The following is a 21,760-nucleotide window of genomic DNA, read 5'->3' as shown; positions in this document are numbered from 1 at the left end:
ACTAACAATTCAGAATTTTGATCTGCATTATTCATCAAAAACGACTAATTATTTCTGAAATGATCGGTTAATGGTGATCTGCTTCACGGTTAATCGTCTTTGCCTGGATAAAATGACCATGCTTTCAATTACTGAAAGGAAAATGAAACATGGAAAACAACAATCGCTTAATGCCCCATATAAGGCGGACAACGCATATTATGATGTTTGCCCACCGAAACTGCTTTGACTTTCATCTCTTTAATGCCCGGTAGTCCTTCGACTTCTGGCGCACTCGCTTACAGGTTATCCTGAAAAACCTTAACTTACAGGCAATTGCCTGTGAGCTCGTGCGCTCATTCATCTTGATTCAGACTCATCCGCACCGGGCGGACTGAATTTCAATCATCAAAAAAGCAATTCACTGATTTTAATCAGCGGCTACCCATTGCTTTTTTTCCGGAAAATTATCGATTTCTTTCTTGCAAGAAATCGAGGGACGCTTATTACCTAAAATAAAGAGAGAAAGATGAAAAATTTAAAAATCGCAGCCAGCCGTGCATGTCCGGACTGCTTTACTACCCAGCGTGAAGTGGTGGATGTCCGCGCTTCTGATTATATTGATGTTGCCGCCATTGTTCTGGCGGTCACGGATATTGCCAGCGGTATCCTGGAAGAAATAGAAGCTACCGGTTTTGGCATTCCCGTATTTGTGGCGACGCACAAAGAAGAGATCATCCCGGCAGATTATTTATCGCGCATTCACGGCGTATTTGAGCATTCAGACACCAGCAAAGACTTTTATGGATGCCAGCTGGAAGCGGCCGCGCAGAAGTATGAAACCCAGCTGCGCCCGCCGTTTTTCCGCGCCCTTGTCGACTACGTGAAGCAGGGCAACAGCGCGTTTGACTGCCCGGGGCATCAGGGCGGGCAGTTTTTCCGCCGTCATCCTGCCGGCAATCAGTTTGTCGATTTCTTTGGCGAGACGTTATTCCGCTCCGATCTGTGCAACGCCGACGTGGCGATGGGGGATCTGCTGATCCACGAAGGCGCACCGTGCATTGCCCAGCAGCATGCGGCAAAAGTCTTTAACGCCGATAAGACCTACTTCGTGCTGAATGGCACCTCGTCGTCCAACAAAGTGGTGCTTAACGCCCTGCTCACCCCAGGCGATCTGGTGCTGTTCGACCGTAACAATCACAAATCTAACCATCACGGCGCCCTCCTCCAGGCTGGCGCAACGCCGGTCTATCTGGAAACCGCGCGCAACCCGTACGGCTTTATCGGCGGCATTGACGCGCACTGCTTTGAGGAGAGCTACCTGCGTGAACAGGTGGCAGAGGTGGCGCCTGGCCGTGCACGCGATGCGCGTCCGTTCCGCCTGGCGGTGATCCAGCTGGGCACCTACGATGGCACCATCTACAACGCCCGTCAGGTGGTGGATAAGATTGGGCACCTGTGCGACTACATCCTGTTTGACTCGGCCTGGGTGGGTTACGAGCAGTTTATTCCGATGATGGCCGACTGCTCGCCGCTGCTGCTGGAGCTGAACGAAAACGATCCGGGGATTCTGGTCACCCAGTCCGTGCATAAACAGCAGGCTGGCTTCTCGCAGACCTCGCAAATTCACAAGAAGGACAGACACATCAAAGGCCAGCAGCGCTATGTCCCACATAAGCGGCTCAACAATGCCTTTATGATGCACGCCTCCACCAGCCCGTTTTATCCGCTGTTTGCCGCGCTGGACATTAACGCCCGCATGCATGAGGGGCAAAGCGGCCGCAACATGTGGATGGACTGCGTGGTGACGGGCATTGAGGCGCGCAAGCTGATCCTGGAGAACTGCCGATTTATTCGTCCATTTGTGCCCGAGACGGTGGATGGCCGCGCGTGGGAAAGCTGGGACACGGCAGAGATTGCAACCGATCTGCGCTTCTTCCATTTCGTACCGGGTGAACGCTGGCACGCCTTTGAAGGTTATGCTGAGCACCAGTATTTTATCGACCCGTGCAAGCTGCTGCTGACCACGCCGGGCATTAACGCCCGCACCGGGGAGTATGACGACTTCGGCGTGCCCGCCACCATTCTCGCCAACTTCCTGCGTGAAAACGGCATCGTGCCGGAAAAATGCGATCTCAACTCGATCCTGTTCCTGCTCACCCCTGCGGAGGACATGGGCAAGCTGCAGCAGCTGGTCGCCCAGCTGGTGCGCTTCGAAAAACTGCTTGAGAGCGATGTGCCGCTGAAAGACGTCCTGCCCTCCCTCTACAAACAGCATCCGGAACGTTACGCGGGTTACACCCTGCGCCAGATCTGCCAGGAAATGCACGATCTGTACGCCCGCCATAACGTGAAGCAGCTGCAAAAAGAGATGTTCCGCAAGTCTCACTTCCCGCGGGTGATGATGAACCCGCAGGACGCGAACTACGCCTACCTGCGCGGAGAAGTGGAGCTGGTCTCCCTGCGCGACGCGGAAGGCCGCATCGCCGCCGAAGGCGCTCTCCCTTACCCACCGGGGGTACTGTGCGTGGTTCCAGGGGAAGTCTGGGGCGGTTCCGTGCTGCGCTACTTTGCCGCGCTGGAAGAAGGCATCAACCTGCTGCCGGGCTTCGCACCGGAGCTGCAGGGCGTGTACGTCGAGGAGTGTGAAGGTCGCAAACAGGTTCGCTGCTACGTCATCAAACAATCCGCTGCTCAGCCATCGCTGCTGAAAGGAGAAAAATTATGAGCAAGTCCAATAAGATGGGCGTGGTGCAGCTGACTATCCTCACCATGGTTAACATGATGGGCTCCGGGATTATCATGCTGCCCACCAAGCTTGCCGAGGTGGGGACCATCTCTATCATCTCCTGGCTGGTGACGGCTGTCGGATCGATGGCGCTGGCGTGGGCGTTTGCCAAGTGCGGGATGTTCAGCCGCAAGTCAGGCGGCATGGGCGGCTATGCCGAGTACGCCTTCGGCAAGTCCGGAAACTTTATGGCGAACTATACCTATGGGGTGTCGCTGCTGATCGCCAACGTGGCGATTGCCATCTCCGCCGTGGGCTACGGTACGGAGCTGTTTGGCGCGACGCTCAGCCCGGTGCAAATTGGGCTGGCGACCATCGGCGTGCTGTGGATCTGTACCGTCGCCAACTTTGGCGGCGCGCGCATCACCGGACAGCTCAGCAGCATCACCGTCTGGGGCGTGATCATCCCGGTGGTCGGCCTGTGCATCATCGGCTGGTTCTGGTTTAGCCCGACGCTGTACGCCAACTCCTGGAACCCGCACCATGTGCCGTTCTTCACCGCCGTGGGCTCGTCTATCGCCATGACGCTCTGGGCTTTCCTGGGCCTGGAATCCGCCTGCGCAAATGCGGAAGTGGTGGAAAATCCGGAGAAGAACGTGCCGATTGCGGTTCTCGGCGGGACGCTGGGCGCGGCGGTGATCTATATCGTTTCAACCAACGTGATAGCGGGGATCGTGCCAAACATGGATCTGGCTAACTCCACGGCACCGTTCGGACTGGCCTTTGCGCAGATGTTCACCCCGGAGGTCGGGAAAGTGATCATGGGGTTGATGGTGATGTCCTGCTGCGGATCGCTGCTTGGCTGGCAGTTCACCATTGCACAGGTTTTTAAATCGTCGGCAGATGAAGGCTATTTCCCGAAAATCTTCTCCCGCGTGACCAAAGCCGATGCGCCGGTGCAGGGTATGCTGGCAATTGTCATCTTCCAGAGCGGATTATCCCTAATGACCATCAGCCCGTCGCTGAACAGCCAGTTCAACGTGCTGGTCAATCTGGCGGTGGTGACGAACATCATCCCGTATATTCTGTCGATGGCGGCGCTGGCGATCATTCAGAAGGTGGCGAAGGTGGATCCGCACAAAGCGCGAGTAGCGAATATCGTGGCACTGGTTGGGGCGATATACAGCTTCTATGCGCTCTACTCGTCCGGCCAGGAAGCGATGCTGTACGGGGCGATAGTGACCTTTATGGGCTGGACGCTGTACGGTCTGGTGTCGCCGAGATTTGAATTGAAGAACAAACACAGTTAGGTAAAAGCAAAACGGCAACCCTGAGGTTGCCGTTTTTAGTGTTTTCTCCCTCTCCCCGTGGGAGAGGGCCGGGGTGAGGGCATCAGCCCGCACCAGAACACGACTTATGCGTTTTTCAGCACTTCGCTGACAATCTCTACCGCTTCTTTCTCAATCTGCTGGCGATGCTCAGCGCCGAGGAAGCTTTCGCAATAGATCTTGTACGCATCTTCCGTACCGGACGGACGCGCGGCGAACCAGCCATTTTCGGTCATCACTTTGAGGCCGCCGATAGACGCACCGTTACCCGGTGCCGCCGTCAGACGCGCGGTGATCGGATCGCCTGCCAGAGTGCTTGCGCTCACCATCTCCGGAGAGAGTTTGGACAAAGCCGCTTTTTGCGCAGAGGTCGCGCCAGCCTGAATACGGTTATAGCTTGGTGCACCAAAGCGTGCAGCCAGCTCGTTGTAATGTTCCTGCGGGTTTTTACCGGTAACCGCGGTGATTTCCGCCGCCAGCAGGCACATGATGATGCCGTCTTTATCGGTTGACCACGGGGTGCCATCGAAACGCAGGAAGGACGCGCCTGCGCTCTCTTCGCCGCCGAAGCCAAAGCTGCCGTCGTGCAGACCGTCAACGAACCACTTGAAGCCTACCGGCACTTCCACCAGCTTGCGGCCCAGCGCGTCCACCACGCGGTCGATCATCGCAGAAGAGACCAGCGTTTTACCGACAGCCACCTCTTTGCCCCACTGCGGACGGTGCTGGAACAGGTAGTTGATCGCAACAGCCAGATAGTGGTTCGGGTTCATCAGCCCGGCAGGGGTGACGATGCCGTGACGGTCATAGTCCGGGTCGTTAGCAAACGCCAGGTCGAATTTATCGCGCAGCGCCAGCAGGCCCGCCATCGCGCATTCGGAGGAGCAGTCCATACGGATCGCGCCGTCTTTGTCCAGGTGCATAAAGCGGAAGGTCTGATCGACGTGATCGTTCACGATGGTCAGATCCAGCTTGTAGTGCTCGGCGATGCGCTTCCAGTACTCAATACCGGAGCCGCCCAGCGGATCCACGCCCAGCTTCAGGCCGGCTTTCTGAATCGCCGCCATATCGACGATATCCGCCAGCCCTTCCACAAACGGCTGAACCAGATCCTGCTCTTTCACGTGGCCGGAGGCCATCGCCTCATCAAGAGAAATACGTTTAACGCCTTTCAGACCGTCGGCCAGCAGCGCGTTTGCACGATCTTCCACCACTTTGGTGACGTTAGTGTCAGCCGGGCCGCCGTTAGGCGGGTTGTATTTGATACCACCGTCTTCCGGCGGGTTGTGGGATGGCGTGATGACGATACCGTCAGCCTGCGCGCCACCTTTTTTGTTGTGCACAAGGATCGCGTTTGATACCGCCGGTGTTGGAGTAAACCCATTATTCTCCTGAACAATCACGTCCACACCGTTCGCCGCAAGCACTTCCAGCACGGAAATAAACGCCGGTTCAGACAGCGCATGGGTATCTTTGCCCACGTAGCACGGACCGGTAACGCCGTTTTTAGCGCGCTCTTCCGCAATGGCCTGAGCAATGGCCAGAATGTGCGGTTCGTTAAAGCTGTGGCGCGCCGCGCTACCGCGGTGACCAGATGTACCAAACTTCACTGCGTGTTCTGCGTTGCCCACGACCGGTTTCAGCACGTAATACTGCGCGGTCAGCTGAGCGACGTTAATCAAATCGCTTTGTTGTGCAGGTTGGCCTGCACGGCTGTGATTTGCCATTACCGGGTCCTTATGATGCAAGGGTTAAATTGTACCGCAAACCTTTTCAATCAATTCCGCCGGGAACTGCATGGACTGCATGATGTGTTCAATCATGCTGCACTTGCGGCCCGTATTGGTATTGGTGATCACCCAGTACGGAGTGCCAGGGACATGTTTAGGTTTGGTTTGATTGCCATTTTGCAGCAGCGTCTGCTCGTCGCCCGCGAAATAGACGCGGGTACGGCCGTGCAGCGACTCGGTCGCTTCAGCAAACGCTTTGTTATCCAGGGAGTAAAGTGTAGACAGCACCAGCATAAAACGGTTAACCGCCTTTTTCTGCTCCGCATATTCGTCGGAGAGCAGCAGTTCGCGCATCGCGCGCACTTTATCTTTTACCGGCGTCACGGCAGGTTTTGCTTGTACAGCAACGCTCGGCTGAGACACGACATCTTTGGTAACTGGGGTGGCAGGCTGTGAAGCGGCGGAAATTTTAAGCATGCGCCGTAAAATGTCGGACGCGCTCTCCCCGATATGCCGCGTCTGGCTGGCAATATACTGATAGAGTTCGTCATCAACTTCGATTGTTTTCATCTTAATCCAGTGCGATATCTTATCTGAATACAAGTCATTGGGATTATAAGGTCAAATCCCAACAGCGGATAGCGTCAAACCAGGTTGGCGGCAAAAGTCAGATTAAACTGGAACCTTGCAGCCGGGCGGCAGAATGGTCAACATGATACCCTAACCTGACATACGTAAAAAAAGAACTTTGCCATGAAATTGAATACCCGAGCGCAAACTGCACAATCGCCGAACAATAATTCCCCCATCGTGCTGGTTCATGGACTTTTTGGCAGCCTGGATAACCTGGGCGTGCTGGCCCGCGATTTGGTTACCGATCACGATATTTTACAGGTCGATATGCGCAACCACGGGCTTTCCGGCCGCTCAGACGAGATGACCTATGCGGCAATGGCGCAGGATCTGCTGGATACGCTAGACGCGCACAACCTGCAGAAGGTGACCCTCATCGGGCATTCAATGGGCGGTAAAGCGGTTATGGCGCTCACCGCGCTGGCGCCAGAGCGAATTTCCGGGCTTGTCGTGATTGACGTTGCGCCTGTGGATTACGACGTTCGCCGTCACGATGAGATTTTCGCGGCGATCAATGCTGTAACCGAAGCTGGCGTTTCCACTCGTCAGCAGGCGGCAGCGGTTATGCGTGAGCATCTTGATGAAGAAGGCGTGGTGCAGTTCCTTTTGAAGTCGTTTGTTGACGGGCAGTGGCGTTTTAACGTGCCGGTGCTGTGGGACCAGTACAACAACATCGTGGGCTGGGAAACCGTTCCCTCCTGGCCGCACCCTGCCCTCTTTATTCGCGGCGGTAACTCTCCTTATATTACCGACGCGTACCGCGACACGCTGCTGGCACAATTCCCGCAGGCGCGCGCCCACGTCATTGCCGGTGCCGGACACTGGGTGCATGCGGAAAAACCGGATGCTGTACTGCGCGCCATTCGCCGCTATCTCGCTGATACTGCAAATTGATTAAAAAGAGAGCGACTGGAAGATGACGGGCTTCCAGTCGTTGGCGTGCCGTTTTTGGTGATGTATGATGGCGCGCTTATCGCCCGGGCTTTAGCAGGGCGGCGTGTTTCCCCCGAAGTCTCATAATCATGGCCAAAGAACAAACGGACCGTACGACACTAGATCTGTTCGCGAATGAGCGTCGACCGGGACGACCGAAAACGAATCCGCTTTCGCGCGATGAACAGCTGCGTATCAATAAACGCAATCAGCTTAAACGCGATAAAAATCGTGGGCTTAAGCGTGTCGAACTGAAGCTCAACGCCGACGCGGTCGATGCGCTTAACGAGCTGGCAGAGGCGCGTAATATCAGCCGCAGCGAGCTTATTGAAGAGATGCTCATCGCCCAACTTGAGACGCTGCGCAGCCAGGCATAAGTCTGAAAAACCCCTTTATCGCCCTTTTCATGTAGCACAGAGTGCAGTCCTGCGCGATAGCGGTTTCCGCAGGGTTGCCAGTTCTGCTATTATTGCCCTTATCCGTGGCCGAATTGCGCCACCATACCATTAAGTTTCAAGAGGTTATTTTACTCATGGCAATCATCGGCATTTTCTTCGGCAGTGATACCGGCAATACCGAAAATATCGCAAAAAACATTCAGAAACAGCTCGGTAAAGACGTTGCTGATGTGCATGACATCGCCAAGAGCAGCAAAGAAGATCTCGAGGGCTATGACATTCTGCTGCTGGGTATTCCAACCTGGTACTATGGTGAAGCCCAGTGCGACTGGGACGATTTCTTCCCGACGCTGGAAGAGGTGGACTTCAACGGCAAGCTGGTTGCCCTGTTCGGTTGTGGCGATCAGGAAGATTACGCCGAGTACTTCTGTGATGCGCTGGGGACGATTCGCGACATCATTGAGCCTAATGGGGCGGTTATTGTTGGCCACTGGCCGACTGCCGGTTACCACTTCGAAGCCTCTAAAGGCCTGGCCGATGACGATCATTTTGTCGGACTTGCCATTGACGAAGACCGTCAGCCAGAACTGACCGCAGAGCGTGTAGAGAAGTGGGTTAAGCAGATCCGCGAAGAACTGCATCTGGACGATATTCTCAACGCCTGATTTTTTACGGCGCAACGCGGGTTGCGCCCCTTTTCCAGGTAAAACCGATTAAATTAATTGCTACAAACTTTTAACTTTTTCGCCCAGACCTGTACAATGTCTCCCTGGCAAAATGTGGTTTCCATTGAGCAAGTTTGTAGGTGATACCACGTTTTTATAAGCATACTTTGCCTGAGACTTGCAGTTTTCATTTAGGCATGGCAGTTCTATAATGAGACGCATTATCCCAGGTGCATTTTCTGTCACTTCCCAGAGAAGTGAATCGTTTAGCAACAGGACAGATTCCGCATGACTGACAACAACACCGCATTAAAGAAGGCTGGCCTGAAAGTAACGCTTCCTCGGTTAAAAATCCTGGAAGTGCTTCAGGGTCCAGACAATCACCATGTCAGTGCGGAAGACCTTTATAAACGTCTTATCGACATGGGTGAAGAGATTGGGCTGGCCACCGTATATCGCGTGCTGAACCAGTTTGATGACGCGGGCATTGTTACCCGTCATAATTTCGAAGGCGGTAAATCTGTATTCGAACTGACCCAGCAGCATCACCACGATCACCTGATCTGCCTCGATTGCGGCAAGGTCATTGAATTTAGCGATGATTCCATCGAAGCGCGTCAGCGTGAAATCGCAGCTCGTCATGGCATTCGCCTGACCAACCACAGCCTGTACCTTTACGGTCACTGCGCTGAAGGGGATTGCCGCGAGAATGAACACGCTCACGACACAAAATAAGTTAGCGTTCATACTCTGAGCCAGCCGTAAGGTTGGCTTTTTTTTGCCTGAAAAAAGCCCGGTAAGCAAAGTGCACCGGGCGTAGAGCAACTTATTTGTTGTTATTGCGTATCTCGTTCCAGATTTTATCGCAACGCTTCGCCACTTCCTGATCGTTACCGGTTTTACGTGCCTGAATGCAGGCCTGATAATCCATCACGCGAACATTCTCCTGCGTCGCGAACGCCTCATGCGCTTTCTCTTTCTTTAACACATTTAGCACGCTCTGGCAGGCTTCAATTTTCTCAGGCGATCCTTCCGCGGTATTAATACAGGCGCTATACGCCTCCTTCAGACGGGCGTCCTCTTTCGGTGCCTGAGTCTGAACACACGCCACCAGCCCTGATGCCATCAGCGCGACGATTACGATTTTTTTCATCATATGCAGTCTCCAGACCGGCGGGACTCAGCCCGCCGGTGTGCTCATCAGAAGATGGTGAATGGGGCGATAACCATGAATTTGACGTCACGTTCATCCTGGAAGATGTTGCCGTAACCGCCCGCATAGCTTGGGATATCGGAGTGGTTGTCATACTGCGTAAAGTGCAGCTTGAACATCGTGCCTTTCGCGCGGCCATCCTGCAGGGTGTAGATAGCATCCAGGCTGTAGGAGGACTCTTTCAGGCGATAGTTTGGATCGTAGTACGCATCCGGCGTCGCCATGTCTGCTGGTTTTGCATCCCAGGCGTAAGCGTAAGAAGCGCCCACCGCCCAGCCCGGCAGGTTCCAGTTTTTCAGGTCATACATGGCGCCGAAGAAGACCGCTTTCTCGCCGTCGGCGTTGAAGTCTGAGCGGTTATCCCACCAGATATCCAGACGACCGTTGGATGAGGCATAGGTCGGCGTCATACGCTGCAGGAAGTAGCCCTGCTGCCCTTCCGCCTTCACCCATGTCCCTTCCAGGCGCAAATCAACCTGGCCAACCTTGTAGCCGAAGGTTAACGCCTGCAGCCACGCGGTACCGTTATAAATGTCATTTACGCTGCCATCGCTGACCTTATCGCGCGTACCGTAGAACTGGTAGCTGGTGCTCAGCGGACTACCGGCGATATCAAATTTGTAGCTGGCTTTAGCAAAATACTGATCGATATAGCCTTCCGCCTGACCAAATGCGGCTTCCAGAACCAGATCGTTTTTGAAATCGTACTTCGCGCCCAGCGAGTGGAGGTAATCGACTTTGGTTTTCTTATCGTTCTGGTAGAACTTGTCCATCTCAATGTGCCACGGCGCTTTGTACTCGTTGGTCCACATATAGGAGAAGCTCAACGCACCTGCATCACCATAGTCAAAGTTAGCCCCGGCTTCTGCCCCCTGATAGGTACCAGGCATAAAGCTCCAGTGCGGCGCTAACAGCGTCTGGCCGGTTGGCTGAATATAGCCCCCACGCGCCCATACCGGGCCGTATTTGAATTTCGCTGCGGCCTTATAAAGGCTGATACCGCTTTTATCCCCTGACCAGTCTTCGTCATAGGCTTTATTGCTGGAGGAGAAGGCAATTTCGTTCGGGTGGCCGCTGTCGCCATTTTCAGCCATTTCAATCGCCGTAAACGCGGCAATATCCAGACCGAACATATCGGCGGCGTAGCCTGACTGGAAGTCCAGGTTGGCGTTCCAGGTGGAGTGAGAGAGGTTGGTTTTGTATTTATCTTCTGTGACATCTTTACGGTCACGTTCACGCTGCCAGTAATAAATACCGCCAGTGAGGGTAGAATCTTCGATGAAACCTGCTGCTTTTGCCTCTGGTGTCACCACCAGGCCCGACATTGCTGTCACACCGGCAATAGCCAGCGCCAGCGCACTACGTTTGACACTGAACGTACGCATAGATTATTCCTCTTTGACGAATTAAAACGCCTTAAACGGCGAAAATATAAAAGACCAAAAGGCCAGGGGTAGTTATAAATACCCTCGAATTAACTACCGTCTTTAGGTTATTTTTCGCGACGCGAATTATCAATGCTTTTCAGTGGGCAAAAGTCAGGATTATGACGAAGTGCACATAATTGGTAGTGCTTTGTAACATTTGGCCGGATGCGAGGTGTGGCGGGGGTAGAGCAGGTAATTTCGGCGTCTTAGATTGTAATAAAACCCGTATTTGTCTTTATTCTCCATTTTATGAAACAGACAAACTTTTTTTAGAAAAATAAGTAGCACCGCATTGACCAAAAATTTTATCTGGCCTAATTACGGGCCTACTTTAACGATATGATCATTAAATAAAAAAACGCCGCTAAAAGCGGCGTTTGTTTCTCATTGACCAGTGCAACGTTATTATTCGCCGATCTTGGTCCAGGTATCACGCAGACCTACGGTACGGTTAAATACCGGTTTTTCTGCCGTGCTGTAACGGCTGTCCAGGCAGAAGTAACCTTCACGTTCGAACTGGAACGCTTTGCCCGCTTCAGCGGCTTTCAGCGATGGCTCCGCATAACCTTGCTTGATCACCAAAGATTCCGGGTTGATGGTCGCCAGGAAGTCTTCAGCCGCACCCGGGTTAGGTACGCTAAACAGACGATCGTACAGACGAATTTCTACCGGCAGCGCGTGGGAAGCGCTCACCCAGTGGATCACGCCTTTCACCTTGCGGCCGTCTGCCGGATCTTTGCTCAGCGTCTCAGCATCGTACGAACAGAAGATGGTGGTAATGTTACCTTCAGCATCCTTCTCTACGCGCTCGGCTTTGATGACGTAGGCGTTACGCAGACGAACTTCTTTACCCAACACCAGACGCTTGTACTGCTTATTGGCTTCTTCACGGAAGTCAGCACGGTCGATCCAGATCTCACCGCTGAACGGCACGTCGCGGCTTCCCATTTCCGGTTTATTCGGATGGTTAGGCATAGAGACCAGCTCGCTTCCACCCTGCGGGTAATTTTCAATAACCAGTTTCACCGGATCGATAACAGCCATCGCGCGCGGGGCGTTTTCGTTAAGATCTTCACGAATGCAGGATTCCAGAGACGCCATTTCGATGGTGTTGTCCTGCTTGGTCACGCCGATACGTTTGCAGAACTCACGAATAGAAGCGGCAGTGTAACCACGACGACGCAGGCCGGAGATGGTCGGCATGCGCGGGTCGTCCCAGCCTTCAACGTGCTTGTCGGTCACCAGCAGGTTCAGCTTACGCTTGGACATCACGGTGTATTCCAGATTCAGACGAGAGAACTCGTACTGACGCGGATGCACAGGAATGGTGATGTTATCCAGCACCCAGTCGTACAGACGACGGTTATCCTGGAACTCCAGCGTACACAGCGAGTGGGTGATGCCTTCCAGCGCATCACTGATGCAGTGGGTGAAGTCGTACATCGGGTAGATGCACCACTTGTTGCCGGTCTGGTGGTGTTCTGCGAACTTAATGCGGTACAGCACCGGATCGCGCATCACGATAAACGGCGACGCCATATCGATTTTGGCACGCAGGCACGCTTTACCTTCTTCGAAGCCACCGGCACGCATTTTTTCAAACAGCGCCAGGTTCTCTTCCACGCTGCGATCGCGGAACGGGCTGTTTTTGCCTGGTGCAGTCAGCGTACCGCGATACTCGCGGATTTCGTCCGCAGACAGCTCGTCAACGTATGCCAGACCTTTGTTGATCAGCTCCACCGCGTAGGCATACAGCTGATCAAAATAGTCAGAGGAGTAGCAGATATCGCCAGACCAGTTGAAGCCCAGCCATTGCACGTCGTTTTTAATGGACTCAACGTATTCGATGTCTTCTTTTACTGGGTTGGTGTCATCGAAACGCAGGTTGCACTGCCCCTGGTAGTCTTGCGCAATGCCAAAGTTCAGGCAGATCGATTTCGCGTGACCAATGTGCAGGTAGCCGTTCGGCTCCGGCGGGAAACGCGTATGTACCGTGGTGTGCTTACCACTGGCCAGATCTTCATCGATGATCTGACGAATAAAGTTACTCGGGCGGGCTTCTGCCTCACTCATCGTGGATTCCTCAAAGCGTAAACAACGTATAACGGCGTATGATCTTATAAGCCGGACGTAGTGACAACCCTTAGTTACGGAAAATACGTATCAGATGAAAATAATGGGGGCATTTGCTGCAAAAAAAAGCGGCGGAGGATATCCCCCGCCGCTTAAGGCATGACTCTACTCAGGAGCGATTACTTGCCTTTAATCTCATACAGCGGTGTCTGACCCGCAACCACCTGACCTTTCGCCTGGAGTACCAGACCGCTAAAGTCGTCGATGTTGCTGCACACGACCGGACTAATCATCGAGCGCGCGTTAGCGTTCAGGAAGTCCAGATCCATTTCCAGAATCGGCTGACCTGCCACCACTTCGGCCCCCTCTTCCACCAGGCGAGTAAAGCCCTGACCGTTCAGCGCTACGGTATCGATCCCCATATGGACAACGATCTCCGCGCCTTTTTCGGTTTCGAGGCAGAACGCGTGATTGGTGTTGAAGATTTTCACGATGGTGCCTGCCGCCGGAGACACAACGGTTTTGTCCGTTGGTTTCACCGCCACGCCGTCACCGACCGCTTTGCTGGCGAACGCTTCGTCAGGCACCTGCTCAAGGTCAACCACGTCACCCGTTACCGGAGAGACCAGCGCGGCCACCGTCACGGCGTTAGGCACGGCCTGCGGCTTCGCTACCGGGGCAGCCGTCGACGCAGGTGCGCTGTCGGCTGATGCCGCCGCGACCGGGCCACGGGCAACCACTTTCTTCATTTCGTCGCCAATGGATTCCGCTTTGGCGCCTACGATAACCTGGATAGTTTGTTTGTTCAGTTTAACCACGCCCGATGCACCAAGGCGTTTACACATTGCGTCGCTTACGCGCGCCGAGTCACCCACCGTCAGACGCAGACGGGTGATACAGGCATCAATCGCTTTCAGGTTGTCAGTCCCACCGACGGCAGCGATATAGCTGGTCGCCAGCTGAGTCAGACCCTCTTCGGTATTGCTGTTGGCTTCGTTGGTGACCACTTCGTCTTTGGTATCTTCGCGGCCTGGTGTTTTGAGGTTAAACATACGAATAACCGCAGTGAACAGCACGAAGTAGATGACGAAGAAGACCAGACCCATTACCACCAGCATCCAGACGTTCTTGCTTGCCGCCGGCAGGTTGTACATCAACACGTAGTCGATCGCGCCTGCAGAGAAGGAGAAGCCAGCATGGATGCCCAGCAGGGTCGCCACAAACAGGCTGATACCGGTCAGGACCGCATGCATGAGGTACAGCACCGGCGCCAGGAACATGAACAGGAATTCCAGCGGCTCGGTTACACCGGTCAGGAACGCGGTAATCGCAACGGACAGCAGCATGCCGCCAACCATTGGGCGACGCGCTTTTGGCGCAGCCAGGTACATTGCCAGTGCAGCGCCCGGCAGACCAAACATCATGATTGGGAAGAAGCCAGACATGAACATACCCGCGGTGCCGTCACCCGCATAGAAGCGGTTGATGTCGCCGTGGAATACGGTGCCCGCAGCATTGGTGAACTCACCAATCTGGAACCAGGCGATGGTGTTCAGCACCTGATGCAGACCGGTTGGGATCAGCAGACGGTTGATAAAACCAAAGATACCTGAGCCCACTGCACCCGCTGAAACAATCCACTCGCCGCCCGCATGGATAGCATGCTGCACCGGCGGCCAGACGTAGCCAAAGATAGCTGCCAGGATCAGACAGAAAAAGCCCGTCGCAATTGGCACAAAACGTTTACCGCCGAAGAAGCTCAGGAAGTCAGGCAGTTTGATACCCGCCCAGCGGTTGTACACGGCACCACCGACCAGACCGGTAATGATACCCGCCAGTACACCCATGTTGATTTCCGGGTTGATGGTTACCATCGCTTTCGTGAGGATGAAGTAACCTACCGCCCCTGCCAGTGCCGCAGCACCGGCGCTGTCTTTTGACCAGCTTGACGCCACGCCGATGGCGAAAATCAGCGCAAGGTTGTCAAAAATGGCGCCGCCTGCCTGGGCAATAAACGGCACGTTAAGAAGATCGGGTTGCCCGAATCGCAGCAGCAACGCTGCAACCGGTAGCACGGCGATAGGGAGCTGCAAAGCCCTACCGAGGCGCTGGAAAAAACCTAAAATATTCATCCTATTCCCCCTACGAGACCCATTATTAAGACTCGCGCATAAACTATGTTTTTATTGTGTCACGAACGATAGATACAGTTGATGATTCACTGGCAGTGTGAGTGTGTGAAAAATTAATTCGTATCGCAAATTAAACACCTATTTTTTGTGATTATTGTCACCAAATATCGTATTCCCTCCTCCCTTTCACTGGCTAACAGCCAAAACTTATTTTATCATTCAAAAAATCAAGACGGATTGATCCGGCCTGAAAGGTTCCAGGTTACGCTTAAGCATCAGGTTCCGATACCCATCCGCCCACTCTTCTACTTAAACTTTGAGGTGAACAATGAGACTGATTCCCCTGGCAACTGCTGAACAAGTCGGTAAATGGGCCGCTCGCCATATCGTTAACCGTATTAATGCCTTCAAGCCTACTGCCGATCGTCCCTTCGTTCTTGGCCTTCCAACGGGTGGTACCCCACTGACCGCGTACAAAGCGCTGGTTGAAATGCATAAAGCGGGCCAGGTTAGCTTTAAACACGTTGTGACCTTCAACATGGACGAATATGTCGGCCTGCCAAAGGAGCATCCTGAAAGCTACCATAGCTTCATGCACCGCAATTTCTTTGATCACGTTGATATCCCAGCTGAAAATATTAACCTGCTGAATGGAAATGCGCCTGATATTGACGCAGAATGCCGTCAGTACGAAGAAAAAATCCGTTCTTACGGTAAAATCCACCTGTTCATGGGTGGCGTGGGCAACGATGGTCATATCGCGTTCAACGAACCAGCCTCTTCTCTGGCTTCCCGTACCCGTATTAAAACGCTGACCCATGACACCCGCGTGGCAAACTCCCGCTTCTTTGACGGTGATGTGAACCAGGTTCCAAAATACGCCCTGACCGTTGGCGTAGGCACCCTGCTGGATGCCGAAGAGGTGATGATTCTGGTACTGGGCGGCGTGAAAGCGCAGGCGCTCCAGGCAGCCGTTGAAGGCAACGTTAACCACATGTGGACCATCAGCTGCCTGCAGCTGCATCCAAAATCAGTCATCGTCTGCGACGAACCGTCCACGATGGAGCTGAAGGTGAAAACGCTGAAATACTTCAACGAGTTAGAAGCTGAGAACATCAAAGGTCTGTAATTGAATAACCGCCTCTTCTGTCAGAGGCGGTCGCTTTTTTTAACCGGGGGTCGATATGTACGCTTTAACCCACGGTCGGATTTATACCGGCCATGAAATTCTGGATGACCATGCGATTGTTATCGCCAATGGCCTGATTGAACGTGTTTGCCCGCTGGCGGAACTGCCGCCGGAGATAGAACAGCGCTCACTCAATGGAGCAGTAATCTCCCCCGGTTTCATCGACGTACAGCTTAACGGCTGCGGCGGTGTGCAGTTCAATGACTCCGCCGAGGCGGTGACGGTTGAAACGCTGGAAATCATGCAGAAAGCTAACGAGAAATCAGGCTGCACCAGCTATCTGCCGACGCTCATCACCAGCAGTGATGACCTGATGAAACAGGGTATCCGCGTGATGCGCGAATACCTGGCCAAACACCCGAATCAGGCGCTGGGTCTGCATCTGGAAGGGCCATGGCTGAACATAGTGAAAAAAGGCACGCATAACCCGGATTACGTGCGCAAGCCGGATGCTGAACTGGTCGACTACATGTGTGCCAATGCTGATGTGATCGCTAAAGTGACGCTGGCGCCAGAAATGACCGGTACTGAGGTCATCAGCAAACTGGCTGCCGCCGGGATTGTGGTTTCAGCAGGTCACTCAAACGCCACACTGAAAGAAGCCAAAGCGGGCTTCCGTGCCGGCATTACCTTTGCGACCCACCTTTACAACGCCATGCCGTATATTACCGGCCGTGAACCGGGTCTAGTCGGGGCGATTCTCGACGAACCAGACGTCTACTGCGGCATTATCGCTGATGGCATGCACGTTGATTACACCAACATTCGCAACGCCAAACGGCTGAAAGGTGACAAGCTCTGCCTGGTCACCGATGCCACCGCGCCAGCAGGTGCAAATATTGAGCAGTTCATTTTTGCTGGTAAAACAATATACTACCGCAATGGACTGTGTGTGGATGAAAACGGTACGCTGAGTGGCTCCTCTTTGACCATGATTGAAGGGGTGCGTAACCTGGTGGAGCATTGTGGGATTGCGCTTGATGAAGTCCTGCGTATGGCCACCCTTTATCCAGCTCGCGCTATCGGCGTGGATAAACAGCTCGGCGGAATTGCACCAGGTATGGTTGCAAACCTGACGGCATTCACACACGATTATAAAATTATTAAGACCATCGTTAATGGTAACGAGGTCGTCACTGAGTAAGTAAAAGTATGACACCAGGCGGACAAGCTCAAATCGGTAATGTCGATCTCGTTAAACAACTTAACAGTGCGGCGGTTTATCGCCTGATTGACCAACATGGTCCAATCTCGCGGATCCAGATAGCCGAACAAAGCCAGCTTGCTCCCGCCAGCGTGACAAAAATTACCCGCCAGCTCATTGAGCGCGGTTTGATCAAAGAAGTCGATCAGCAGGCCTCCACCGGGGGCCGCCGCGCCATCTCCATCATTACCGAAACCCGCAACTTTCAGGCCATTGGCGTCCGGCTTGGTCGTCATGACACCACGCTCACGCTGTACGATTTGAGCAGCAAAGCCATTGCGGAAGAGCACTATCCGCTGCCCGAGCGCACTCAGGAGACGCTGGAACACGCGCTGCTGAATACTATCGCGCACTTTATTGAAAGCTGTCAGCGCAAGATCCGCGAACTGATCGCCATCTCCGTCATTCTGCCGGGCCTGGTCGACCCGGAAAGCGGTGTGATCCGATACATGCCGCATATTCAGGTTGAGAACTGGGCGCTGGTCGACGCGCTGGAAAAACGCTTTAAGGTGACCTGCTTTGTCGGCCATGATATTCGATCTTTAGCGCTGGCTGAGCACTACTTTGGTGCGAGTCAGGACTGTGAAGACTCTATTCTGGTGCGCGTACACCGCGGTACGGGCGCAGGCATTATCTCCAATGGCCGTATTTTTATTGGTCGTAACGGTAACGTTGGCGAGATCGGCCACATCCAGGTTGAACCGCTCGGCGAACGCTGCCACTGCGGCAACTTCGGCTGCCTTGAAACCATCGCCGCCAACACGGCCATCGAGCAGCGCGTTCGCCACCTGCTTGAGCAGGGCTATCAAAGCCGCGTCACGCTGGACGATTGCAAGATAGGCACCATCTGCAAAGCCGCCAATAAAGGCGACGCGCTGGCCTGTGAGGTGATCGAGCAGGTAGGTCGCCATCTGGGGAAAACCATCGCCATCGCCATTAACCTGTTTAACCCGCAGAAAGTGGTGATCGCCGGAGAGATTGTTGAAGCGGAAAAGGTGCTGCTGCCCGCCATCGAAGGCTGTATCAACACCCAGGCGCTGAAAGCATTCCGACAGAACCTCCCGGTGGTTCGTTCGAAGCTTGACCATCGCTCGGCGATTGGCGCGTTTGCGCTGGTCAAGCGCGCCATGCTCAACGGGATCCTGCTCCAGCATTTGCTGGAATCCTGATCGGACCTTATAGTAACGCCTTCTTTTTTTGATGTCGGAATGTCCATGACCATTAAGAATGTAATTTGTGATATCGACGGCGTGCTGATGCACGACAACGTTGCCGTGCCGGGTGCTGCGGAGTTTCTTCACCGCATCATCGACAAAGGAATGCCACTGGTTCTACTCACGAACTACCCTTCCCAAACCGGTCAGGATCTGGCGAACCGCTTTGCCACCGCAGGCGTCAACGTGCCGGACAGCGTGTTTTATACCTCCGCAATGGCAACGGCGGATTTCCTGAAGCGTCAGGAAGGAAAAAAAGCCTACGTGGTCGGTGAAGGCGCGCTGATCCACGAGCTGTATAAAGCAGGCTTTACCATTACCGATGTGAACCCGGACTTTGTGATCGTGGGAGAAACGCGTTCCTTTAACTGGGAGATGATGCATAAAGCAGCCTACTTTGTCGCCAACGGTGCGCGCTTTATTGCCACCAACCCGGATACGCACGGCCGTGGTTTCTATCCGGCCTGCGGCGCGCTGTGCGCCGGTATTGAAAAAATCTCCGGCCGTAAGCCTTTTGTTGTCGGCAAACCGAGCCCGTGGATCATCCGCGCCGCGCTGAATACGATGCAGGCACACTCAGAAGAAACCGTCATTGTTGGCGACAACCTGCGCACCGATATTCTGGCTGGCTTCCAGGCGGGGCTTGAAACCATCCTGGTACTTTCTGGCGTCTCGCAGCTTGATGACATCGATACGATGCCCTTCCGACCAAGCTGGATTTACCCCTCTGTCGACGAAATCGACGTTATTTGATTCTGAACCACGTGCCAGGGCGTGGTTTTTCATTTTCAGCTTATACAAACAAAACACCATCTAACAAAAAACCATTTTCATTGCATAATCATCAATAAAAGGATGTGTGACGTACTCTTTTTTCACTATTCCGCAATCACTATTGCACTATTTCCGTTTTGGCCCGTAAAACCCTTGCGCCCCTCCCCCCTTTTGCGGCATTTTCATAAGCAAGCAACATCACAATGCAACAGGGTTAACGGAGAAGGTTATGTGTTCAATTTTTGGCGTACTGGATATTAAAACTGACGCGGGCGAACTGCGTAAAAAAGCACTCGAATTGTCCCGCCTGATGCGCCATCGCGGCCCGGACTGGTCAGGCGTTTACGCCAGCGACAAAGCGATTCTGGCTCACGAACGTCTGTCTATTGTTGACGTCAACGCCGGTGCACAGCCGCTGTATAACGAGAAAAAAACGCACGCGCTGGCTGTCAACGGTGAGATCTACAACCATCAGGCGCTGCGCGCCGAGTACGGCGACCGCTACGCCTTCCAGACCGGCTCTGACTGTGAAGTGATCCTGGCGCTGTATCAGGAGAAAGGCCCGGAGTTCCTCGACGAGCTGCAAGGCATGTTTGCCTTCGCCCTGTACGACAGCGAAAAAGACGCTTACCTGATTGGCCGTGACCATATCGGTATTATCCCGCTGTACATGGGGCACGATGAACACGGCAACTTCTATGTCGCGTCCGAAATGAAAGCCCTGGTTCCGGTCTGCCGCACCATTAAAGAGTTCCCGGCGGGCAGCTATCTGTGGAGCAAAGACGGTGAAATTCGTCCGTACTACCAGCGCGACTGGTTTGACTATGACGCGGTGAAAGACAACGTGACGGATAAAGCCGAGCTGCGTCAGGCGCTGGAAGATTCCGTGAAAAGCCACCTGATGTCAGACGTGCCTTACGGCGTACTGCTCTCCGGCGGTCTGGACTCCTCCGTGATCTCCGCGATCACCAAGAAGTTCGCGGCTCGTCGCGTGGAAGATCAGGAGCGCTCCGAGGCCTGGTGGCCGCAGCTGCACTCCTTTGCCGTGGGCCTGGAAGGGGCACCGGATCTGAAAGCCGCGCAGGAAGTGGCAAACCACCTCGGCACCGTGCACCATGAAATTCACTTCACCGTGCAGGAAGGCCTGGATGCGATCCGCGATGTGATCTATCACATTGAAACCTATGACGTGACCACCATTCGCGCCTCCACGCCGATGTACCTGATGTCGCGTAAGATCAAGGCGATGGGCATCAAGATGGTGCTCTCCGGCGAAGGTTCTGACGAAGTGTTTGGCGGCTACCTGTACTTCCATAAAGCGCCAAACGCCAAAGAGCTGCATGAAGAGACCGTGCGTAAGCTGCAGGCGCTGCATATGTTCGACTGTGCCCGTGCCAACAAAGCGATGTCGGCCTGGGGCGTGGAAGCGCGCGTGCCGTTCCTGGATAAGAAATTCCTCGACGTGGCGATGCGCATCAACCCGCAGGATAAAATGTGCGGCAACGGCAAAATGGAAAAACATATCCTGCGTGAATGTTTTGAATCTTACCTGCCGGCGAGCGTGGCATGGCGTCAGAAAGAGCAGTTCTCTGATGGCGTTGGCTACAGCTGGATCGACACCCTGAAAGAGGTGGCAGCGAAGCAGGTTTCTGACCAACAGCTGGAAACCGCAAGCTTCCGCTTCCCGTACAACACGCCGGGCTCGAAAGAAGCGTACCTCTACCGTGAGATCTTTGAAGAGCTGTTCCCGGTGCCGAGCGCTGCCGAGTGTGTTCCTGGCGGTCCGTCAGTGGCCTGTTCATCCGCAAAAGCCATTGAATGGGATGAATCTTTCAAGGCGATGAACGATCCATCGGGGCGTGCGGTAGGCGTTCACCAGTCCGCCTACAAATAATCACAACGATTTCAAACAGGCCCCTCAGGGGCCTGTTTTTTTTGCCTCACATTTCACCACCAAAAACCGATTAATAACCAATAATTGCCGAATATTCGGCCACGCTGTTCGCAACCTAACCAAACAGTCACATTCCGGCTATTTTCGTTGAAAAAGGTGTTGACGCTGCAAGGGTCTATACGCATAATGCGCCCCGCAACGCCGATAAGGTAACGCGAAAAAAAGATGGCTACGTAGCTCAGTTGG

General features: G+C 53.9%; 18 protein-coding genes and 1 pseudogene. 12 read left to right on the top strand and 7 right to left on the bottom strand.

Going from position 1 to position 21,760, the window contains the following annotated elements:
• Positions 1 to 149 precede the first annotated feature (149 nt).
• The 3 genes from speFL to potE all read left to right on the top strand — a co-directional run bounded on the left by speFL (position 150) and on the right by potE (position 4,017).
• Positions 150 to 254 carry a leader peptide SpeFL gene (gene speFL / locus IM313_RS18255; protein ID WP_003858645.1) on the top strand — a complete coding sequence of 35 codons (105 nt, stop codon included), beginning with the start codon at positions 150 to 152 and terminating at the stop codon, positions 252 to 254.
• A 254-nt stretch (positions 255 to 508) separates the two neighbouring features.
• Positions 509 to 2,707, top strand: coding sequence for an ornithine decarboxylase SpeF (gene speF / locus IM313_RS18250; RefSeq protein ID WP_192971405.1), 2,199 nt, complete (start codon positions 509 to 511; stop codon positions 2,705 to 2,707).
• Positions 2,704 to 4,017: a putrescine-ornithine antiporter gene (potE, locus tag IM313_RS18245; RefSeq protein ID WP_045630860.1), complete on the top strand. Its 1,314-nt coding sequence runs from the start codon at positions 2,704 to 2,706 to the stop codon at positions 4,015 to 4,017. Before speF ends, potE begins: the two co-directional genes overlap by 4 nt.
• A 104-nt stretch (positions 4,018 to 4,121) precedes the next feature.
• Here the strand turns inward: potE and pgm are convergent, their stop codons facing one another.
• Both pgm and seqA read right to left on the bottom strand, forming a co-directional pair.
• Positions 4,122 to 5,762 (bottom strand): phosphoglucomutase (alpha-D-glucose-1,6-bisphosphate-dependent), encoded by a 1,641-nt coding sequence (gene pgm, locus IM313_RS18240; RefSeq protein WP_028012364.1) that lies wholly within the window; start codon positions 5,760 to 5,762, stop codon positions 4,122 to 4,124.
• A 24-nt stretch (positions 5,763 to 5,786) separates the two neighbouring features.
• On the bottom strand, positions 5,787 to 6,335 hold the full coding sequence (seqA, locus tag IM313_RS18235) for a replication initiation negative regulator SeqA (RefSeq protein WP_041910775.1): 549 nt from the start codon (positions 6,333 to 6,335) through the stop codon (positions 5,787 to 5,789).
• 183 nt (positions 6,336 to 6,518) lie between these two features.
• On the opposite strand from seqA, the gene ybfF reads away from it, so the two are divergent.
• The 4 genes from ybfF to fur all read left to right on the top strand — a co-directional run bounded on the left by ybfF (position 6,519) and on the right by fur (position 9,129).
• On the top strand, positions 6,519 to 7,292 hold the full coding sequence (gene ybfF / locus IM313_RS18230) for an esterase (RefSeq protein WP_045261091.1): 774 nt from the start codon (positions 6,519 to 6,521) through the stop codon (positions 7,290 to 7,292).
• 128 nt (positions 7,293 to 7,420) lie between these two features.
• Positions 7,421 to 7,708, top strand: coding sequence for a LexA regulated protein (gene ybfE / locus IM313_RS18225; protein WP_014883017.1), 288 nt, complete (start codon positions 7,421 to 7,423; stop codon positions 7,706 to 7,708).
• A 155-nt stretch (positions 7,709 to 7,863) separates the two neighbouring features.
• On the top strand, positions 7,864 to 8,394 hold the full coding sequence (gene fldA / locus IM313_RS18220; RefSeq protein WP_008501067.1) for a flavodoxin FldA: 531 nt from the start codon (positions 7,864 to 7,866) through the stop codon (positions 8,392 to 8,394).
• Positions 8,395 to 8,682: 288 nt separating this feature from the next.
• The gene (gene fur, locus IM313_RS18215; protein WP_028012361.1) at positions 8,683 to 9,129 is read left to right on the top strand and encodes a ferric iron uptake transcriptional regulator; all 447 of its coding nucleotides are present in this window, start codon (positions 8,683 to 8,685) and stop codon (positions 9,127 to 9,129) included.
• 91 nt (positions 9,130 to 9,220) lie between these two features.
• Here fur and chiQ read toward each other — a convergent pair whose 3' ends face one another.
• The 4 genes from chiQ to nagE form a co-directional block, all read right to left on the bottom strand.
• Positions 9,221 to 9,547 carry a ChiQ/YbfN family lipoprotein gene (gene chiQ, locus IM313_RS18210; protein ID WP_028012360.1) on the bottom strand — a complete coding sequence of 109 codons (327 nt, stop codon included), beginning with the start codon at positions 9,545 to 9,547 and terminating at the stop codon, positions 9,221 to 9,223.
• A 47-nt stretch (positions 9,548 to 9,594) separates the two neighbouring features.
• Positions 9,595 to 10,992: a chitoporin gene (gene chiP, locus IM313_RS18205; protein ID WP_192971406.1), complete on the bottom strand. Its 1,398-nt coding sequence runs from the start codon at positions 10,990 to 10,992 to the stop codon at positions 9,595 to 9,597.
• A gap of 447 nt (positions 10,993 to 11,439) precedes the next feature.
• A complete protein-coding gene (glnS, locus tag IM313_RS18200; protein WP_041910779.1) occupies positions 11,440 to 13,107 on the bottom strand; it encodes a glutamine--tRNA ligase in 1,668 nt (555 codons plus the stop codon).
• A 179-nt stretch (positions 13,108 to 13,286) separates the two neighbouring features.
• Entirely contained in the window at positions 13,287 to 15,239 is a 1,953-nt protein-coding gene (nagE, locus tag IM313_RS18195; RefSeq protein WP_028012357.1) for a PTS N-acetyl glucosamine transporter subunit IIABC, read from the bottom strand.
• 328 nt (positions 15,240 to 15,567) lie between these two features.
• On the opposite strand from nagE, the gene nagB reads away from it, so the two are divergent.
• The 5 genes from nagB (at position 15,568) to asnB (ending at position 21,514) form a co-directional block, all read left to right on the top strand.
• Complete coding sequence (gene nagB, locus IM313_RS18190; RefSeq protein ID WP_028012356.1) at positions 15,568 to 16,368, top strand: glucosamine-6-phosphate deaminase; 801 nt, start codon at positions 15,568 to 15,570, stop codon at positions 16,366 to 16,368.
• A gap of 55 nt (positions 16,369 to 16,423) precedes the next feature.
• Complete coding sequence (gene nagA, locus IM313_RS18185) at positions 16,424 to 17,572, top strand: N-acetylglucosamine-6-phosphate deacetylase (RefSeq protein WP_192971407.1); 1,149 nt, start codon at positions 16,424 to 16,426, stop codon at positions 17,570 to 17,572.
• 8 nt (positions 17,573 to 17,580) lie between these two features.
• Entirely contained in the window at positions 17,581 to 18,801 is a 1,221-nt protein-coding gene (locus IM313_RS18180) for an N-acetylglucosamine repressor (protein WP_028012354.1), read from the top strand.
• 45 nt (positions 18,802 to 18,846) lie between these two features.
• Positions 18,847 to 19,599 (top strand): ribonucleotide monophosphatase NagD, encoded by a 753-nt coding sequence (nagD, locus tag IM313_RS18175; RefSeq protein WP_003858667.1) that lies wholly within the window; start codon positions 18,847 to 18,849, stop codon positions 19,597 to 19,599.
• A 250-nt stretch (positions 19,600 to 19,849) separates the two neighbouring features.
• Positions 19,850 to 21,514 (top strand): asparagine synthase B, encoded by a 1,665-nt coding sequence (gene asnB, locus IM313_RS18170; protein WP_048999768.1) that lies wholly within the window; start codon positions 19,850 to 19,852, stop codon positions 21,512 to 21,514.
• Positions 21,515 to 21,567: 53 nt separating this feature from the next.
• On the opposite strand, the pseudogene IM313_RS22625 reads toward asnB, so the two are convergent.
• Positions 21,568 to 21,760: pseudogene (locus tag IM313_RS22625) on the bottom strand (hypothetical protein); the annotation flags it as partial.

This window comes from Enterobacter cloacae complex sp. P2B (assembly GCF_014895985.1).
Classification (GTDB): domain Bacteria; phylum Pseudomonadota; class Gammaproteobacteria; order Enterobacterales; family Enterobacteriaceae; genus Enterobacter; species Enterobacter bugandensis.
This window is presented reverse-complemented; position numbering and strand designations above follow the sequence as displayed.

What these genes read in the sequence shown, in the direction of transcription:
- speFL (WP_003858645.1), top strand. Translation starts at nt 150, where the DNA reads ATGGAAAACAACAATCGCTTAATGCCCCATATAAGGCGGACAACGCAT.
- speF (WP_192971405.1), top strand. Translation starts at nt 509, where the DNA reads ATGAAAAATTTAAAAATCGCAGCCAGCCGTGCATGTCCGGACTGCTTT.
- potE (WP_045630860.1), top strand. Translation starts at nt 2,704, where the DNA reads ATGAGCAAGTCCAATAAGATGGGCGTGGTGCAGCTGACTATCCTCACC.
- pgm (WP_028012364.1), bottom strand. Translation starts at nt 5,762, where the DNA reads ATGGCAAATCACAGCCGTGCAGGCCAACCTGCACAACAAAGCGATTTG.
- seqA (WP_041910775.1), bottom strand. Translation starts at nt 6,335, where the DNA reads ATGAAAACAATCGAAGTTGATGACGAACTCTATCAGTATATTGCCAGC.
- ybfF (WP_045261091.1), top strand. Translation starts at nt 6,519, where the DNA reads ATGAAATTGAATACCCGAGCGCAAACTGCACAATCGCCGAACAATAAT.
- ybfE (WP_014883017.1), top strand. Translation starts at nt 7,421, where the DNA reads ATGGCCAAAGAACAAACGGACCGTACGACACTAGATCTGTTCGCGAAT.
- fldA (WP_008501067.1), top strand. Translation starts at nt 7,864, where the DNA reads ATGGCAATCATCGGCATTTTCTTCGGCAGTGATACCGGCAATACCGAA.
- fur (WP_028012361.1), top strand. Translation starts at nt 8,683, where the DNA reads ATGACTGACAACAACACCGCATTAAAGAAGGCTGGCCTGAAAGTAACG.
- chiQ (WP_028012360.1), bottom strand. Translation starts at nt 9,547, where the DNA reads ATGAAAAAAATCGTAATCGTCGCGCTGATGGCATCAGGGCTGGTGGCG.
- chiP (WP_192971406.1), bottom strand. Translation starts at nt 10,992, where the DNA reads ATGCGTACGTTCAGTGTCAAACGTAGTGCGCTGGCGCTGGCTATTGCC.
- glnS (WP_041910779.1), bottom strand. Translation starts at nt 13,107, where the DNA reads ATGAGTGAGGCAGAAGCCCGCCCGAGTAACTTTATTCGTCAGATCATC.
- nagE (WP_028012357.1), bottom strand. Translation starts at nt 15,239, where the DNA reads ATGAATATTTTAGGTTTTTTCCAGCGCCTCGGTAGGGCTTTGCAGCTC.
- nagB (WP_028012356.1), top strand. Translation starts at nt 15,568, where the DNA reads ATGAGACTGATTCCCCTGGCAACTGCTGAACAAGTCGGTAAATGGGCC.
- nagA (WP_192971407.1), top strand. Translation starts at nt 16,424, where the DNA reads ATGTACGCTTTAACCCACGGTCGGATTTATACCGGCCATGAAATTCTG.
- IM313_RS18180 (WP_028012354.1), top strand. Translation starts at nt 17,581, where the DNA reads ATGACACCAGGCGGACAAGCTCAAATCGGTAATGTCGATCTCGTTAAA.
- nagD (WP_003858667.1), top strand. Translation starts at nt 18,847, where the DNA reads ATGACCATTAAGAATGTAATTTGTGATATCGACGGCGTGCTGATGCAC.
- asnB (WP_048999768.1), top strand. Translation starts at nt 19,850, where the DNA reads ATGTGTTCAATTTTTGGCGTACTGGATATTAAAACTGACGCGGGCGAA.